Annotated in this window: 14 protein-coding genes and 1 pseudogene; 10 read left to right on the top strand and 5 right to left on the bottom strand. The window is 64.9% G+C overall.

Going from position 1 to position 17,894, the window contains the following annotated elements:
- Window positions 1-179 precede the first annotated feature (179 nt).
- The 5 genes and pseudogenes from YY7_RS53150 to YY7_RS0128925 all read right to left on the bottom strand — a co-directional run.
- A pseudogene (locus tag YY7_RS53150) lies at window positions 180-1,295 on the bottom strand (integrase core domain-containing protein); the annotation flags it as partial.
- Window positions 1,296-1,552: 257 nt separating this feature from the next.
- The gene (locus tag YY7_RS0128940) at window positions 1,553-2,062 is read right to left on the bottom strand and encodes an OsmC family protein (protein ID WP_028166276.1); all 510 of its coding nucleotides are present in this window, start codon (window positions 2,060-2,062) and stop codon (window positions 1,553-1,555) included.
- A gap of 53 nt (window positions 2,063-2,115) precedes the next feature.
- Window positions 2,116-2,901, bottom strand: coding sequence for an ABC transporter ATP-binding protein (locus tag YY7_RS0128935; RefSeq protein WP_028166275.1), 786 nt, complete (start codon window positions 2,899-2,901; stop codon window positions 2,116-2,118).
- Complete coding sequence (locus YY7_RS0128930) at window positions 2,901-3,743, bottom strand: ABC transporter permease (RefSeq protein WP_035691168.1); 843 nt, start codon at window positions 3,741-3,743, stop codon at window positions 2,901-2,903. The genes YY7_RS0128935 and YY7_RS0128930 overlap by 1 nt, the downstream gene beginning before the upstream one ends.
- 247 nt (window positions 3,744-3,990) lie before the next feature.
- Entirely contained in the window at window positions 3,991-4,965 is a 975-nt protein-coding gene (locus YY7_RS0128925) for an aliphatic sulfonate ABC transporter substrate-binding protein (RefSeq protein ID WP_028166273.1), read from the bottom strand.
- Window positions 4,966-5,170: 205 nt separating this feature from the next.
- Between YY7_RS0128925 and YY7_RS0128920 the strand changes: the two genes are divergently transcribed.
- From YY7_RS0128920 to YY7_RS0128875, 10 genes are all read left to right on the top strand, one after another.
- Complete coding sequence (locus YY7_RS0128920; RefSeq protein ID WP_028166272.1) at window positions 5,171-7,975, top strand: [protein-PII] uridylyltransferase; 2,805 nt, start codon at window positions 5,171-5,173, stop codon at window positions 7,973-7,975.
- A gap of 197 nt (window positions 7,976-8,172) precedes the next feature.
- Window positions 8,173-9,228, top strand: coding sequence for a GTPase ObgE (obgE, locus tag YY7_RS0128915; RefSeq protein ID WP_028166271.1), 1,056 nt, complete (start codon window positions 8,173-8,175; stop codon window positions 9,226-9,228).
- 80 nt (window positions 9,229-9,308) lie between these two features.
- The gene (proB, locus tag YY7_RS0128910; RefSeq protein ID WP_028166270.1) at window positions 9,309-10,451 is read left to right on the top strand and encodes a glutamate 5-kinase; all 1,143 of its coding nucleotides are present in this window, start codon (window positions 9,309-9,311) and stop codon (window positions 10,449-10,451) included.
- A gap of 138 nt (window positions 10,452-10,589) precedes the next feature.
- The gene (locus YY7_RS0128905; protein ID WP_028166269.1) at window positions 10,590-11,882 is read left to right on the top strand and encodes a glutamate-5-semialdehyde dehydrogenase; all 1,293 of its coding nucleotides are present in this window, start codon (window positions 10,590-10,592) and stop codon (window positions 11,880-11,882) included.
- Between the two features lie 19 nt (window positions 11,883-11,901).
- Window positions 11,902-12,543, top strand: coding sequence for a nicotinate-nucleotide adenylyltransferase (locus tag YY7_RS0128900; RefSeq protein ID WP_035691165.1), 642 nt, complete (start codon window positions 11,902-11,904; stop codon window positions 12,541-12,543).
- 226 nt (window positions 12,544-12,769) lie between these two features.
- Entirely contained in the window at window positions 12,770-13,120 is a 351-nt protein-coding gene (gene rsfS / locus YY7_RS0128895; RefSeq protein ID WP_028166267.1) for a ribosome silencing factor, read from the top strand.
- Window positions 13,121-13,168: 48 nt separating this feature from the next.
- Window positions 13,169-13,651, top strand: a complete 483-nt coding sequence (gene rlmH, locus YY7_RS0128890; protein WP_028166266.1) for a 23S rRNA (pseudouridine(1915)-N(3))-methyltransferase RlmH — start codon at window positions 13,169-13,171, stop codon at window positions 13,649-13,651.
- Between the two features lie 29 nt (window positions 13,652-13,680).
- Window positions 13,681-15,057: a peptidoglycan DD-metalloendopeptidase family protein gene (locus YY7_RS0128885; protein WP_080663894.1), complete on the top strand. Its 1,377-nt coding sequence runs from the start codon at window positions 13,681-13,683 to the stop codon at window positions 15,055-15,057.
- Window positions 15,054-16,418, top strand: a complete 1,365-nt coding sequence (locus YY7_RS0128880; protein ID WP_028166264.1) for a S41 family peptidase — start codon at window positions 15,054-15,056, stop codon at window positions 16,416-16,418. The genes YY7_RS0128885 and YY7_RS0128880 overlap by 4 nt, the downstream gene beginning before the upstream one ends.
- A gap of 155 nt (window positions 16,419-16,573) precedes the next feature.
- Window positions 16,574-17,770: a divergent polysaccharide deacetylase family protein gene (locus tag YY7_RS0128875; protein WP_028166263.1), complete on the top strand. Its 1,197-nt coding sequence runs from the start codon at window positions 16,574-16,576 to the stop codon at window positions 17,768-17,770.
- Window positions 17,771-17,894: the final 124 nt, after the last annotated feature.

Genomic DNA, 17,894 nt, shown 5'->3' with positions numbered 1-17,894 from the left:
TGAGCAACCGGCGACATGGGTAACAGTTCAGACCGACGACATAGGTAACACAATTCTCGTTTCGTTCAGGTCTGTTGTTGTTGAGGCTGTGGACCCTGAGGGCAACGCGCAGCGTTGTCCTCAAGTCCACAGCCTTTTGCTTTACGTTTGGGTCTTCGGAGCTGGTCATCGCGGTGAGCGATCGTGCCGAGCACGATCGGGCCATAGCTGACGGTCCAGCCGTCCTGGTCCTCGGCCAAGCCGACAGGCTCGCCGATCAGCGCTTCGCTGATATAGATCGTGTTGCCCTGCCACTTGATCTCTCCGTTGTGCCGGACCGAGCGAACGTCCTGGTCATCAGCGTATTCCGGCTTGCGCAAGATACCGTGGAAGCGGCGCGAGGAGGCCTGGTAGCGGTCGGCTGGCGTGGCATTGTCGAGCGATTGGTGCGGACGCTCTTGGTTGTAGAGATGCTGGAAGCTGCGCAAGCGCTTGAGCTGCTCGCGCATGGTGGGAGCCGGCGGATTGGCAACGTCTTGCAGCAGGGTCAGGTGCATGCGCTCGTGGCGGCCGTTCTGCTGAGGTTTGCCCGGCGCAATGCGCTCCGGCGTCACGCCGGCCTTGATCAGCTTGACCGACAGCCGCGACAATCCTCCGGCGCCGCGCGAGGCAAACGGCGAGCCGTTGTCCGAGCGCATGTAATGCGGCAATCCAAACTCGCGGAACGCCGCGTCCAGCGCCGGCCAGACATGATCCGTGTCGGTGTGTGCCAGAGCCTGGCAGCGCAGCAGATAGCGGCTGTAGGCATCTGTGATCGTCAGCGGCTCGCAGCGCATGCCGTCCCCGGTCAGGAACCAGCCCTTGAAATCGATACACCACACATCGTTGGCCGCCTCGCAGCCGGCAAAGGGCACGCTCGAGGGCGGGCTGCGGCGGCGCAACTTGCGCTTCACCGTCAGCCCCTCACGGTCGAACAGCTCGCCGATCGTGCTGGCCGCTGGCCATGCCGTCCGGGGTGACTTCCGTTCGAGAAAGGCAAGGACCTTGACCGGTCCCCAGGTCGGATGCGCCCGACGGACCTCAAGGCAGCGTTCGGCGACCTCCTCCGCAATGCTCTGCGGACGATGCAGGGGAGCTCGCGGACGATCGAACAGACCGGCCGCCCCTTCTTCCTCGAACCGCGCAAGCCATTTGTAGCCCACCCGACGGCTCACTCCGAACCGCCGGCACACCGCCGCAAATGACTCCTCATGCTTTTGCGCCGCCACCACAAACCGCATCCGTTCATCCACAGCACAGGTCTCCATCCAACCCATCGGCAAGCTCCTCCTTGCCGATCAGTTGACCTGTTACCCATGTCGCCGGTCTATTCTGTTACCTATGTAGCCGGTTAGGACCGCCGCTTTCACCTCTCCCATAGGGAGAGGTCGATTTGCGCAGCAAATCGGGTGAGGGTTCAGGTCCCTCGAGGAAGCGAAGCCCCTCACCCGCGCCGGAGCCTGTCATCGGGCGCGCCTTCGGCGCGACCCGTTGGGCGCGACCTCTCCCTATGGGAGAGGTAAGAGCAACGACATCACGCCCGCTTCAGCGAGACCGCGACCTGCGGGCCGTGCCTGATGGTCTGGTAGACCACGCAATAGCGCTCGGTGAGCTTCAAGAGGAGGTCGAGCTTGTCCTGCGGCGCGTCGGTGTCGACCTCGAAGCGCAGGCGGATCTCGGCGAAGCCGACCGGGGCCTCCTTGTCGACACCGAGCGTGCCGCGGAAATCGAGATCGCCCTCGGCGAACACGTTGCCGCTCTTGAGCGGCACTTCGATCGCCGTCGCCACCGATTTCAAGGTCACGCCGGCGCAGGCGACCAGCGCTTCCAGCAGCATGTCGCCGGAGCAGAGTTCCAGCCCGGAGCCGCCGGTCGCTGGATGGAGGCCCGCGACCGCGAGCGCGCGGCCGGTTTCGACCTTGCAGGCGATGCCTTCGCTCTCGATCGAGCCCTTGGCTTTCAGCGTGATGACGGCGGTGGCGGGATCGGCCTTGTAGCGTTCCTTGATCGGGGCTTGCAGCGCGCGGAGCTCGGTGGCGTCCATTGTTGTTCTCCCGGATTTTCTGCCTCCGGGTGTACTGCCTTATCGCACGGCTGTCACCACCACATCGCCTCGCCTGCGTTCGCGGCCGCCTCGCTGTCAGGCACGTTGCGGTCGAGCGAACGATCGAGCGCTGTCAGCACGCGGCGCTTGAAATTGTCGAAATGTGCCGAACTTCGGTCGCGCGGCCGCGCCAGGTTGATCGCGATCTCCTCGAACAGCCGGCCCGGCCGCGGCCGCATCACTAGCACGCGGTCCGCCAGCACCACGGCCTCGTCGACGTCATGCGTCACCAGGATCAGCGTCGGGCGAGTGTCGGCCCAGAGGTCGAGCAAATGATCCTGCAGGTCGCGCCGGGTGAAGGCGTCGAGCGCGGAAAACGGCTCGTCGAGCAACAGCACCTCCGGCTGCGGCACCAAAGCGCGCGCGATCGCCACCCGCTGCGCCTGCCCGCCGGAAAGCTCGCGCGGCCAGGCATTGGCCTTGTCAGTGAGGCCGACACGGGCCAGCGCGCGCGCCACCTTTTCACGCCGCGCATCGGCCGGCAGGTCTGACAGGCCAAAGCCGATATTGTCGGCGACGCTGAGCCATGGCAGCAGCCGCGGCTCCTGGAAGATGATGCCGATCTTGGCGTGCGGCGCGGTGATGGTAGCGCCATCGAGCGTCACCGTGCCTGACGTCGCGCGATCGAGCCCGGCGATGGCGCGGAGCAGCGTCGACTTGCCGCAACCGGAGCCGCCGATGATGGCGATGATTTCGCCCGGCTTGATCTCGGCAGAGAAGCGCGACAGTGCATGGACCCCGTTGGGATAGGTCTTGCCGACCTTGTCGAGCGCGAGCATCAGGCGGCTCCGCGCTCGCGGCCGAAGGCGTCCTGCCAGCGCAGGAGCGGCGCGGTGGCGAGCTCGATCAGCCAGTCGGTGGTCTTGCCGAGGATCGCGAAGATCACGATCGCGGCAACAATCTGCGCCGGCTTGCCGAGCTGCTGGCCGTCGATCAGGAGATAGCCTAGTCCCTCGGAGGCGCCCATGAACTCGGCGGCAACCACGAACATCCAACCCAGACCAAGGCCGACGCGGAGCGCCACCACGTAAGCTGGCAAGACCGCCGGCAACAGGATGCGCCGGATCATCGCCGGGCCCGAGAGGCGGAAGATGCGGCCGACCTCGACAATCTTGCGGTCGACCGAGAGGATCGCGCCCATCACGCCGAGATAGACCGGGAAGAACACGCCGACCGCGATTAGCGCGACCTTCGAGGTTTCGAAAATGCCGAGCCAGAGGATGAACAGCGGCACCCAGGCAATCGAGGGGATCGCCCGCAGCGCCTGCACGGTCGGATCGAGCAGCCGCCGCGCCAGTCCCCAATAGCCGGAGACGGCGCCGAGCAGCGTGCCGGCGACGACGCCGAGCGCAAAGCCCGCGGCAACGCGAGAGAGCGTCGTGATGATGTGCCGCGACAGCTCGCCGCTTTTCGCGAGTTCCACGATCGTGGCGAAGACTTTCGTCGGCGGCGGCACCAATCGGCCGTTGGAATAGCCGAGCCAGACCGCCAGCTCCCAGCCGAGCGCGAGCCCGACTGGCAGCAGCAACCCAAGCGCGGGCCGCACAAAACGCGACAGCCGCACCGCCGCAGGCGGCATGGCGGCGTCGGGTTGTTCCAGCACTGGCACTTCAATGGTCATCGCCACGGCAAGAACCCTTTCCCGCGCCGGATTGCAAGGTGGGTCTCACCCCACGTCGTCCCCGCGAAAGCCGGGATCCATAACACAGGAGCCGGTGGTAAGGCAGGGCTGGGGCCCCAACGTCGCGCCACATCGAACATTCGTCGTTATGGGTCCCGGGTCGCGCTTCGCTTGCCCGGGACGACAGCTCAAATCGTCGAGGCTTCGTAGCCCGAGTTTCGCTGCGCTCCACCCGGGCTACGGATCGTCAATTCGTCGGCAGAGGGACTTGGTCGTCGATCAGCGAATTCAGCACCGCCTTCACGTCGACCTTGGCATCGACCACGCCGGCCTGCTGCAGCGCGAGCCCTGCGGCGAGGATCGAATCGCGCTGCGGGGCGCCGACACGGCTGTGGGTCAACTCGGTGCGCTCCTTGAGCTGCTTGTCGACCACGGCCTCCGGCAGCTTGGTTACGGCAATGAAGGTCTTCTTCAGCTCGTCGTAATTCGCCAGCGAATATTGGCGGGCCTCTTCGTAAGTAGCGAGCACGCGGCGCACGACGTCCGGGTGGTCCTTCAGGAACTGCTCGCGCACATTAAGGATGCCCCAGGTGTTGGCGTCCGCCTTGCGGAAGAACAATTTTGCGCCGTCCTCGACTTCGGCCTGCGCCATCATCGGATCGAGGCCGGCCCAGGCGTCGACATCGCCGCGGATCAGCGCTGTCTTGCCGTCGGCGTGCTGGAGCAGCACCGGCGTGATGTCCTTTTCGGAGAGGCCGGCATCAAGTAGTGCCCGCACCAGGAAGATGTGCGGATCGGTACCGCGGGTCACCGCGACGCGCTTGCCCTTGAGGTCGGCGACCGAGGCGATCTTGGAATCCTTGCCCGTGACCAGCGCGGTCCATTCGGGACGCGAATAGACATAGATCGACTTGATCGGGTTGCCATTGATCTTGGCGACCAGCGCGGCCGAGCCCGCCGTCGAACCCAAATCGATCGATCCCGCGTTGAGGAATTCGAGCGCCTTGTTGGAGCCGGCGGATTGCACCCAGACGATGCTGATGCCGTCCTTGGCGAACTCCTTTTCCAGGAGCCCTTTCTGCTTCAGGACCAGCGAGACCGGATTGTAGGTCGCCCAGTCGATGCGTATCTCCTTGAGCGGCTCCGCTGCAAAACTTGCCGCGGGCGCAAGCGCCAAACCTGCAATCATCGCAGCCACAGTGCGCCGTGAAATCCGGACCATCCTCAGCCTCCAGGTACTGGAAAATCTTGTTAAAACGTCATTTCATCTCAATGAGTTAGGCCGCAAGGTCAATGAGAAAATCCGGATCCTGAAGGCGGCAGTGCGAGAATGAATTTGCCCAAATCAACTGGAATTCAGCACAGAGTGATCGCGGGGCCACAATGTCCCGTGACAGCACAGGCGCCGTCCTTTATCGGGATAGACCATGGATAGTGTCGTGGCCGAACCCCGCCCGGAAGTGGATGACCGTTTCGATACCGCGCGGATCACCGCCGCGGTCGACGCGCTCGCCGAGAAACACGCGGGACGCGAGGACCAATTCCGCTCGGCCATGGCGCAACTGCTCAAGGCGGAACTGATCGCGGCACGCGCCACGGCACAGGCCGTACTGCTCAAGGACCGCCACGGCCGACGCTGCGCGGAGCGGCTCTGCATCGTGCAGGACGAGATCATCCGCATCCTCTATGCGGCGGCGACCAAGCATCTCTATCACTCGCCGATCCCCTCCGGCGAGGAGCGCATGGCGGTCGTCGCCACCGGCGGCTATGGCCGCGGCCTGATGGCGCCGGAATCCGACATCGATCTGTTGTTCATCCTGCCCTACAAGCAGACCGCCTGGGGCGAGCAGGTCGCCGAAGCGATCCTTTATTGCCTGTGGGACATGGGACTGAAGGTCGGCCACGCCACGCGCTCGGTCGACGAATCGATCCGCCAGGCGCGCGGCGACATGACGATCCGCACCGCGATCCTGGAAACGCGGTTCCTGACCGGCGACCGGCCGCTCTATGACGAACTGGTCGACCGCTTCGACAAGGACGTCGTGCAGGGCACCGCTGCCGAATTCGTCACCGCCAAGCTGGCCGAGCGCGAGGAGCGGCACCGCCGCGCCGGACAGTCGCGCTATCTGGTCGAGCCCAATGTCAAGGACGGCAAGGGCGGCCTGCGCGACCTGCACACGCTGTTCTGGATCGCGAAATACGTCTACCGCGTGCGCGAGACCGATGAATTGCTCGAACGCGGCGTGTTCGACGCGCAGGAATACCGCACCTTCCGCCGCTGCGCCGATTTCCTGTGGTCGGTGCGCTGCAACATCCATTTCTTCGCCGGCCGCGCCGAGGAGCGGCTGTCGTTCGACGTCCAGCGCGAGATCGCGGTCAGGCTCGGCTACACCTCGCATCCCGGGATGCAGGACGTCGAGCGCTTCATGAAGCATTACTTCCTGATCGCCAAGGACGTCGGCGACCTCACCGCGATCCTGTGCGCCAAGCTGGAGGAAGAGCAGAAGAAGCCGGCACCGGTGCTGAGCCGCATGGTGGCGCGCCTGCGGCCCGGCAGCACCAAGCGGCGCGTGCCCGAGAGCGACGACTTCATCGTCGACAACAATCGCATCAACCTGGCCGCGCCCGACGTCTTCAAGCACGATCCGGTCAATCTGATCCGCATCTTCCGCCTGGCGCAGAAGAACAACCTCGCCTTCCATCCCGACGCGATGCGCACCGTGACTCGCTCGCTCAAGCTCGTGAACACACAGCTTCGCGAAGACGCGGAAGCCAATCGGCTGTTCATGGAGATCCTGACCTCAGACAATGCCGAGATCGTGCTGCGGCGAATGAACGAGACCGGCGTGCTCGGTCACTTCATCCGCGCCTTCGGCAAGATCGTGTCGATGATGCAGTTCAACATGTACCACCACTACACAGTGGACGAGCATCTGATCCGCTGCATCGGCTTCCTGCAGGAGATCGAGCGCGGCGGCAATGACGAGTTCATTGTCGCCAGCGACCTGTTCCGCAAGATCCGCCCCGAGCATCGCCCGGTGCTCTATATCGCGACCCTTTTGCACGATATCGCCAAAGGCCGGCCCGAGGATCATTCGGTCGCCGGCGCGAAGGTGGCGCGACGGCTATGCCCCCGGCTCGGCTTCAGCAACGCCGACACCGAGCTCGTCGCATGGCTGATCGAGGACCACCTGACGATGTCGACAGTCGCGCAGTCGCGCGACCTCTCCGACCGCAAGACGATCGAGAATTTTGCCGCCGTCGTGCAATCGGTCGAGCAGATGAAACTGCTCACGATCCTCACCACCGCCGACATCCGCGGCGTCGGCCCCGGGGTGTGGAACGGCTGGAAGGCGCAACTCCTGCGCACGCTCTATTACGAGACCGAGCCGGTGTTGACCGGCGGCTTCTCGGAAGTGAACCGCGCCCGCCGCATCGCAGTGGCGCAGGCCGAATTCCGCGCCGCCTTCACCGAATGGCCGGAAGCGGAACTCAACGCCTATATCGAGCGGCATTACCCGGCGTACTGGCTCAAGGTCGAACTGCCGCGCAAGATTCGTCAGGCGCGCTTCATCCGCGCCAGCGAGCAGGCCGGGCACAAGCTTGCGATCAATGTCGGATTCGACGAGGCGCGCGGCGTCACCGAACTGACGATCTGGGCAACCGACCATCCCTGGCTATTGTCGATCATCGCCGGTGCCTGCGCTTCCGCTGGCGCCAATATCGTCGACGCCCAGATCTACACCACGACCGACGGCCGCGCGCTCGACACCATCGCGATCTCCCGCGAATACGACCGCGACGAGGATGAAGGCCGCCGCGCCACCCGGATCGGCGAGATGATCGAGGACGTGCTGGAAGGCAAATTGCGCCTGCCCGAGGCGATGGCACGCCGCGCCGTCCATCGCAGCAGCGGCAACAAGGTGAAGGCGTTCACCGTCGAGCCCGAAGTGACGATCAACAACCAGTGGTCGGACCGCTACACCGTGATCGAGGTTTCCGGCCTCGACCGGCCCGGCCTGCTGTACCAGCTCACCACCGCGATCTCGAAGCTCAACCTCAATATCGCCTCCGCCCATGTCGCGACCTTCGGCGAGCGCGCCCGCGACGTGTTCTATGTCACCGACCTCCTGGGCGCGCAGATCACTGCGCCGACCCGGCAGGCCGCGATCAAGAGTGCGCTGTTGCACCTGCTGGCCGACGAGAACGCGGCCGCCCAGCCGGCGGCCTGAACCTTCGCCGTGATTTTACGGAACCAGCAACCGACTGACAGTTAAGCCTTTTATCCGATCAGCCAGCTTCAGGGTTGCCGCCTCAATGCCGCTGCCTTACCTAGAGCCTTGGTAAACCGTGGCTCTAGCCTTTTGTTTCGACGCGTTTTCTGGCGCGAACCGGTATCCACTTCGCGCGAAAACGCTATGGTAGGCTCATGAAATTCCTCGATGAAGCAAAGGTCTATATTCGCTCCGGCGACGGCGGCAACGGCTGCGTCGCGTTCCGGCGCGAGAAGTTCATCGAGTTCGGCGGGCCCTCCGGCGGCAATGGCGGACGCGGCGGCGATGTCATCATCGAGGCGGTCGACGGGCTGAACACGCTGATCGACTACCGCTACCAGCAGCATTTCAAGGCGCAAAAGGGCACCAATGGCATGGGCAAGGACCGCCATGGCGCCAATGGCAAGCCGATCGTGCTGAAGGTGCCGGTGGGAACCCAGGTGTTCGACGAGGACCGCGAGACGCTGATCTACGATTTCACCAAGCTCGGCGAGAAATTCGTGCTGGCCGAGGGGGGCAATGGCGGTTTCGGCAACGCGCATTTCAAGTCGTCCACCAACCGCGCCCCCCGCAATGCCAATCCCGGCCTGCCCGGCGAGGAACGCTGGATCTGGCTCCGCCTGAAACTGATCGCCGATGCGGGCCTGGTCGGACTGCCGAACGCCGGCAAATCGACCTTCCTGTCCGTGGTCAGCGCCGCCAAGCCGAAGATCGCGGACTATCCCTTCACCACGCTGCACCCGCAGCTCGGCGTCGTCAGCGCGCAGGGCCGCGAATTCGTGCTCGCCGACATCCCCGGGCTGATCGAGGGCGCGCATGAAGGCGCTGGCCTCGGCGACCGCTTCTTGGGCCATGTCGAGCGCTGCCGCGTGCTGTTGCACCTGATCGACGCCACCTGCGAGCATGCCGGCAAGGCCTACAAGACGGTACGTACCGAACTCGAGGCCTATGAGGGCCATCTCGCCGAGAAGATCGAGATCGTCGCGCTGAACAAGATCGACGCGGTCGCGCCGGACGAATTGAAGAAGCAGAAGGACCGGCTGAAACGGGCGGCAAAGAAGACGCCGCTGCTGGTCTCCGCCGCCACCGGCGAGGGCATTCCGGACGCGTTGAAGGCGCTGGTCGAGGTGATCGGCGAGGCGCCGGTGTCGGCCAAGGCCAAAGGCGGCACTGATGCCGAACCCTGGGCGCAACCGACGCCGCAGGGCTGATTCCAACGCTCTTTCCCGAGCGCCGCTTTCAAAGTAAGGGGTGGTGCGCATCCCTCCGCTGCTCTGCTCCGACCGAACCCATGAAACGCCCCGCGCTCAATCGCTTTCGCCGTATCGTCGTCAAGGTCGGCTCATCGCTCCTGATCGATTCCGAGGCGGGCGAGGTCAGGTCGTCGTGGCTGTCTGCGCTCGCCGCGGACATCGCCAAGCTGCACCGGGAAGGCCGGGAGGTGTTGATCGTCTCCTCCGGTTCGATCGCGCTCGGACGTAGCCAGTTGAAACTGCCGCGCGGGCCCCTCAAGCTCGAGGAGAGCCAGGGTGCAGCCGCCGTCGGCCAGATCGCGCTGGCACGGATCTGGTCGGAAGTGCTTGGCGATCACGGGATTCGCGCCGGACAGATACTGGTCACGCTGCAGGATACCGAGGAGCGCCGCCGCTATCTGAATGCGCGCTCGACGATCGCCAAGCTCCTGGAATGGCGCGCGGTGCCCGTGATCAACGAGAACGACACGGTCGCCACCAACGAGATCCGCTATGGCGACAATGACCGCCTCGCCGCCCGCGTCGCTACGATGGCGAGCGCCGATCTCCTCGTCCTGCTGTCCGACATCGACGGCCTCTATGACGCGCCGCCAGCCGGCAACCCCAACGCAAAACTGATCCCGGTGGTCGAAAGCATCAGCGCGGAGATAGAGGCGATGGCGGGCGAGGCTGGATCCGAGCTGTCGCGCGGCGGCATGCGCACCAAGATCGAAGCGGCCAAGATCGCGACCACCGGCGGCACGCACATGCTGATCGCCTCCGGCAAGATCGAGCATCCATTGCAGGCAATCGCGGACGGCGGCCGCTGCACCTGGTTCCTGACGCCGGCTAACCCGATCACAGCGCGTAAACGCTGGATCGCCGGCTCGCTGGAACCGAAGGGCACGCTGACCATCGACGCCGGCGCGGTGGCCGCGCTGCGGGCCGGAAAGAGCCTGTTGCCGGCCGGCGTGATCCGGATCGACGGCCAGTTCGCCCGCGGCGACGCGGTGATCGTCCGTGGCCCCGATACCCATGAGATCGGCCGCGGCCTCGTCGCCTACGACGCAGAGGACGCCGACAAGATCAAGGGCCGCTCCTCCCCCGACGTGATGGCCATCCTAGGCATCAGCGGCCGGGCGGAGATGATCCACCGCGACGATCTGGTGGTCGGCCCTGCAGGGGTTATTCCGGCCAAATAGGCCATTGGCCGAGCTCCTGCGGACTTCCCGGCGGTTGGTGAAACCGACCCGGTTCGACCTGCCATGCCGGTTCCTCGCCTCGCCAAGGCCCCGATTTCCGTGCTAGACCATGGTCTTAACAGAACGCTGGGACACTCCATGACTGCGCCGCTGAAGGCGATCGACGGTAACGCCGATCTGCCGACCCTCATGAATGAACTCGCGACACAAGCGCGTGCCGCTGCGCGCGTGCTGGCGCTCGCGCCGCCCGAGCAGAAGAACAGGGCCCTTGCCGCGATCGAGCGTGCCATCCGCGAGAATGCACCGACCATCCTTGCCGCCAATGCCGAGGATGTCGCCGAGGCGCGCGCGAGCGGTGCGACCTCGGCATTCGTCGACCGCTTGACGCTGACGCAGGCGCGCATCGAGGCGATGGCCGATGGCGTCGCCACCGTGCGCAACATTCCCGATCCGGTCGGCGCCGTCACCGAGAGCTGGCAGCGGCCTAACGGCATGACCATCGAACGTGTCCGCGTGCCGCTCGGCGTCATCGCCGTAATCTTCGAAAGCCGCCCCAATGTCGCGGCCGATGCCGGCGTGCTGTGCCTGAAATCCGGCAACGCCGTGATCCTGCGCGGCGGCTCCGACAGTTTCCGCTCCTGCCGCGCGATCCATGACTGCCTGGTCCAGGGCCTGCGCGAGGCGGGTCTGCCGGAAGCCGCGATCACGCTGGTGCCGACCCGCGATCGCGCCGCGGTTGGGCTATTGCTCACCGGGTTGAACGGCGGCGTCGATGTGATCGTGCCGCGCGGCGGCAAGAGCCTGGTCGCACGCGTGGAAGCGGAAGCGCGCGTGCCGGTGTTCGCTCATCTCGAGGGCGTCAACCACGTCTATGTCGACCGCTCCGCCAATCTCGATATGGCGAAGTCGATCGTGCTGAACGCCAAGATGCGGCGTCCCGGCGTCTGCGGCGCGGCCGAGACGCTTCTGGTCGACCGCGCCGGCGCCTCCGCCAGCCTGAAGCCGCTGGTCGAGATGCTGATCGATGCCGGCTGCGAAGTGCGCGGTGACGAGACGGTGCAACGCGTCGATGCCCGCGTGAAGCCGGCAGCCGAGGAAGACTGGGACACCGAATATGAGGACGCGATCATCGCGGCTCGAATCGTCGACGGCGTCGATGAAGCGATCGCGCATATCCACCAGCACGGCTCGCGGCATACCGATGCCGTCGTGACGGATGATAAGGCTGTTGCGGAGAAATTCCTCAATGAGGTCGACTCCGCGATCGTGCTGCACAACGCCTCGACCCAGTTCGCCGACGGCGGCGAGTTCGGCTTCGGCGCGGAGATCGGGATAGCCACCGGCAAATTCCACGCCCGCGGGCCGGTCGGCGCCGAGCAACTGACGAGCTTCAAGTATCGCATACACGGCACCGGACAGACGCGGCCGTGAAGCCAAACTTGTGATCCCATTGAAGCCAGCCCAGATCGCGTCGCCATCGGTCGCGCGGGCGCTTCCGTTCTACACCAACGGAATGCGCATCGGCCTGCTTGGCGGCTCCTTCAATCCGCCGCATGCCGCGCATCGCGCGATCAGCCAGTTCGCGCTCAAGCGGCTGCAGCTCGACCGCGTCTGGTGGCTGCTCACGCCCGGCAACCCGCTCAAGAATCACGACGGCCTGCATGCGCTCGCCGAGCGCGCTGCAGCCGCACTGAAAGTGGCCGACGATCCTCGTATCGATGTGAGCTGTCTCGAAGCTGTCATCGGCACGCGCTACACTGTAGACACGATCATCCATTTGCGGCGCCGCGTCTCCGGCGTGCATTTTGTCTGGATCATGGGCGCCGATAACCTCGCGCAGTTCCACCGTTGGAAAGACTGGCGGCGCATCGCCTCCGATGTGCCGATCGCCGTGATCGACCGTCCGCCACAAAGTTTCCGCGCGCTCGCCGCGCCCGCCGCACAGGCGCTCGCCCGCTATCGTCTGCCCGAGAATCAGGCGCCCCGGCTGGCGGATCAGCGGGCGCCGGCCTGGGTCTTTCTTACTGGCATGAAATCCAATCTGTCTTCGACCGGCCTTCGGAACCCTGATGGGAGCTGGAGGACGGTCTAGCGCATGATCGAGGTGGATCATGCGGCAAGTGGCGTGGGGCTTACTGGAATATTGAAACCCTTAACCCCACATGCGTAATATAGGCGGCGGGCACCGAGATTCGGCGTTCGCGATACAGTGAAAGGAATGGTCCCTGGCCACACCTGTATTGTCCAAGTCTGTTTTACCCAAGGCAGCCAACAAGGCAGCAAAACCTGCGCGTAAAACATCGACCCCCACTGCGGCCTTGAAGGCGCAAGGCGACGCCGACAAGACCCTGAATATGATCCTCTCCCGCCTCGACGATATGAAGGCGGAAGAAACGGTCACCATCGACCTTCGCGGCAAATCAGCATACTCCGACTACATGGTCATCACCTCGGGCCGGGCCAACCGGCACGTCGGTGCGATCGCGGAGAACGTCACGAAAGCCCTGAAGGAAAACGGCATCAGCAAAATCCATGTCGAAGGCTTGCCCAATTGCGACTGGGTGCTGATCGATTCCGGCGATGTGATCGTGCACGTGTTCAGGCCCGAGGTGCGCGAGTTCTACAATCTCGAGCGGTTGTGGACGCAAAGCCCGGTCGCGGCGGTCTAGATCTCTGAGCCGATGCAAATCGGCCGATGCGCATGCTAACATGCGTTAATGCGGTTACTTGTCATCGCGATCGGCCGATTGAAGCAGGGCCCGGAGCGGGAACTGGCGGAGCGCTATCGCGAGCGCTTCGACGATATCGGTCGCAAGCTCGGCTTCCGCGGCCTGGACGTTCATGAAATTTCGGAAAGCCGCGCGCGAGACGCAGCAACAAGGATGGCCGAGGAAGCCGCGGCGATCTCGGCGCTGATCCCGGAAAAACACCTGCTCGTGGCGCTGGATGAGCGCGGCGAGAACATCGACAGCGCGGCATTTGCCGGGTATCTCGGGCGCTGGCGGGACCAATCGGTCGCCAATACTATTTTCGTCATCGGCGGCGCCGACGGACTTTCGCCTGATTTGCAGCGCAAGGCCAAGCTGCGCGTCGCATTCGGCGCGGCGACCTGGCCGCACCAGATGGTCCGGGTCATGCTTCTGGAACAGATTTATCGGGCGGCGACCATTTTGGCCGGCCACCCCTATCATCGCGCGTGAACCGTCAAGAGAAAGCGCTGAACAATCCGATGCCGTCGCTGCGCGACCTTCACCGTTATCCCGACGCCGCGCACCGCGGCCGGCATCCGGCATCCTGGCTTCCCCTTCCGGTCGTGTTGCTGTCGGCAACCCTTGCCACAGCCGCGATCGCGCAAACACCGCCGCAACAGCAACAGACCGCGGCAACCGCGCCTTCGCCCGATATCATCAAGCAGCGGGAGCAGGAGCTTGAGGCCGCCCGCGAACAGCAACGAAAAGCCACCGAGCTGCAGGAGAAATTGAAGGCCGACATTGCCGCGATCGGTCAGGACCGCAGCAAGCTCAACCAGCAGATCATCGACATTGCGGGCCAAGTGCGCGGCGTCGAAGGCCGGATCGTCGATGCAGAGGCGCGGCTGCGCCCGCTCGACGGCCGCGAGCAGGAGATCCGCGCCTCGCTCGATTCTCGCCGCGCCGAGATCATCGAGGTGCTGGCGGCGCTGCAACGTGCCGGCCGGCGCACGCCGCCGGCGCTCCTGGTGCGGCCAGAAGACGCACTGCAGTCGCTGCGGACCGCGATGCTGCTCGGTGCAGTCGTGCCTGAATTGCAGGGGCGCGCGGAAAAGCTGACCGCCGACCTCGGCGAGCTGGTTGCGCTGCGCAAGACCATCGCCAGCGAGCGCGATGCAATGGCGCGCGACCGCGACAAGCTCAGGGAAGACCAGGTCCGGCTCGCGGCGCTGGTCGAGGAGCGACAACGCCAGCAGAGCGCGATCGAAAAGGACATGGCAGCGGAAGGCGCGCGGGCCATCGCCCTGTCCAAGCAGGTCGACGACCTGCAGGGCCTGATCGCCAAGATGGAACAGGATCTGAAGAGCGCCGCGAAAGCGGCCGCCACCGCCAACCTCCAAGGCACGCCCGCCGCCCCGAACGGCAAGCCAAATCTGGGCGCTTTGAAGGATTCGGCGCGGCTGAGGCCGGCGGTCGCCTTTGCCTCGGCCAAGGGCCTGTTCGCCTACCCTGTTAACGGTACCAGGATTCGTGATTTTGGCGGGTCTGACGGTGCTGGCGGCGTGCAAAAAGGCATTTCTTTGGCAGCGCTGCCCGGTGCCCAGGTCACAACCCCGTGTGACGGCTGGGTCGTCTATGCCGGACCCTTCCGCAGCTACGGTCAACTCTTGATCCTCAACGCCGGGGGCGGGTATCATGTTTTGATCGCCGGGATGGAGCGTATTTCGGTAAACATCGGCCAGTTTGTACTTACGGGGGAGCCGGTCGCGACCATGGGGTCTACGTCCCAGGTTGCCTCTATTTTCGCTACAAACGCGAGCCAACCCGTGCTCTACGTCGAGTTCCGTAAGGACGGCACTCCAATCGATCCAGGCCCATGGTGGGCCGCAAATGAAGGCGAAAAGGTTCGCGGATGATGCGCAAGACTTCTGTAGTTCTCCTCAGCGCCGCATGCGGTGCAGCGTTGACGCTGTTCGTTACCCAACCGCGCGCCGTGCTGATGGGATCAAGCGCGCGCGCCGCGACCTCGGATACCTACCGCCAGCTCAATCTGTTCGGCGACGTGTTCGAGCGCGTGCGCAGCGACTATGTCGAGAAGCCCGATGACAGCAAGCTCGTGGAATCCGCCATCAGCGGCATGCTGGCCGGGCTCGATCCGCACTCGAGCTACATGGACGCCAAGAGCTTCCGCGACATGCAGGTGCAGACGCGCGGCGAGTTCGGCGGCCTCGGCATCGAGGTCACGATGGAAGACGGGCTGATCAAGGTCGTCTCCCCGATCGACGATACCCCCGCCTCGAAGGCCGGCATCATGGCCAACGACATCATCACCACCCTCGACGACGAAGCCGTGCAGGGTCTGACCCTCAACCAGGCCGTCGAGAAGATGCGCGGGCCGGTGAACACCAAGATCCGGCTGAAGATCGTCCGCAAGGGCCAGGACAATCCGATCGAGGTCACGCTGGTGCGTGACAACATCCGCGTCCGCTCGGTGCGCGCCCGCGTCGAGGCCGACGACATCGCCTATATCCGCATCACCACCTTCAACGAGCAGACCACCGAGGGCCTGAAGAAGGAGATCGCCAATCTCTCGAACCAGATCGGCGACAAGTTGAAGGGCTACATCATCGATCTCCGCAACAATCCCGGCGGTCTGCTGGAGGAAGCCGTGACGGTCTCCGACGCCTTCCTGGAGCGCGGCGAGATCGTCTCGACCCGCGGCCGCAATGCCGAGGAAACCCAGCGCCGCGCCGCCCATGCGGGCGACCTGACCAAGGGCAAGCCGGTCATCGTGCTGATCAACGGCGGGTCGGCCTCGGCCTCGGAAATCGTCGCCGGCGCATTGCAGGACCACAAGCGGGCGACGCTGGTCGGCACCCGCTCCTTCGGCAAGGGTTCGGTCCAGACCATCATCCCGCTCGGCAGCGGCAACGGCGCGTTGCGGCTGACCACCGCGCGTTACTACACGCCGTCAGGCAAGTCGATCCAGGCCAAGGGCATCGTGCCGGATATCGAGGTGCTGCAGGATGTGCCGGATGAACTGAAGGCCCGCACCGACACCAAGGGTGAGGCCTCGCTGCGCGGCCATCTGAAATCCGACGGCGACGAGAAGACCGGCTCGCAGTCCTACGTGCCGCCGGACGCCAAGGACGACAAGGCGCTCAAGCTGGCCGACGACCTCCTGCATGGCATCAAGTCCACCGCCAGCTCGGCGCCGCCGCCCGGCGGTGACAAGGCTGCGGTCGACAACAAGCCAGGCAGCAAGGCCGCGAACTGATCGGCCATCGCGAATTCAGACCAAGGGCGGCCCCTTCGGCCGCCCTTTTCATTTCGAGAGTCCTGTAGCCCCGTTGGCTCCGCCCGAGCTACGGGTGTCCGGCGTCCTCCGAGAAGCGGCTGTGCTATCGTCGGCGGAGCTGATTCGGGGGGTTCATGGCAGAGGCGGCCGACGAACTGAGCGCACCGCTCGGACAGGAAACCGTGGCCAAAAAACGCCGGTTCCAGGTGCCGTTCACGGCCACGCAGGCGCTGGCGGTGATGCTCGGCCTGATCCTGGTGACTTTCGCCGGCATCGCCTTGTTCAACGATGATCCGCTCGGCGGCGAGCCGATCGCCCATATCGCCTTGCGCAAGGCGCCGGTGGCGGAGGAAAAACCCGCAGCGGCCGGCCCTGCCGCCGAGCCCATGGCGAAATCGCCGCCCAGGCAGGCTGCCGGCGAGAGCAAGACGGTCACCATCATCGACGGCTCGAGCGGCGCGCGGCATGACGTCGTCGTCAGCGGCGATGCCGCCGACAAGGCCGAGTCCGACGCCGCGCCGGGGCCGATGACCGGCATAGACCAGCGCCTCCTGGAAAAATCGCGCTATGGCATGATCCCTGTGGTCGCCGACGGCTTGAGGCCGTTTACGGTCTATGCGGCCGATGCCGACCGCGCCAAGGCGGCAAAAACACCCGTGGTGGCGATCGTGGTCGGCGGGCTCGGCGTCGGCGCCGCCAAAACCACCGACGCCATCATGAAACTGCCGCCGGCGGTGACGCTGGCCTTCACGCCCTATGGCGCCGACCCGACCAAGCTTGCCGAACGGGCGCGTGCGCAGCGTCACGAGATCCTGCTGCAGGTCCCGATGGAGCCGTTCGACTACCCGGACAATGACCCTGGCCCCCAAACGCTGCTGACGACCCTGAACGCGGAACAGAATCTCGACCGGCTTTATTGGCACTTCAGCCGCATCCAGGGCTATGCCGGCATCGCCAATTTCATGGGCGCCCGTTTCGTGGCGACCGATCCGGTGATGCAGCCGATCATGCGTGAAGCAGCCAAGCGCGGCTTGAGCTATTTCGACGACGGTGCCACGCCACGCAGCGTCGCGGCCTCGCTCGCCGCCGGCCAGGCGCTGCCCTTTGCCAAGGCCGATTTCACCATCGATGCGGTTCCGACGTCGGTGGAGATCGACCGCGTGCTGGTCAAGCTCGAGACGCTCGCCAAGGAACGCGGCGTCGCGGTCGGCGTGGCCTCGGCGCTGCCGATTTCGATCGAGCGCCTCGCGGCCTGGACCAAGACGCTGGAGGCGCGCGGTATCCTGCTTGTGCCATTGACAACCGCGATGCTGAAATCAAAATCGGGCTAGAACTTCAACCTGATGGCGCGACTTCGGACTTCCGGACCCGCCCGTCTTCCAGATCATGATCCGCCAGGTGAATCGGGCCATGGTCTCGTCTCTTTGTTGGAGCGTGATCTTCCCACGCAAACGC

This window comes from Bradyrhizobium elkanii WSM2783 (assembly GCF_000472865.1).
In the GTDB taxonomy this organism is placed as follows: Bacteria; Pseudomonadota; Alphaproteobacteria; order Rhizobiales; family Xanthobacteraceae; genus Bradyrhizobium; species Bradyrhizobium elkanii_A.
The sequence above is the reverse complement of the archived record's forward strand: the minus strand, read 5'-3'. Positions and strand labels throughout refer to the sequence as shown.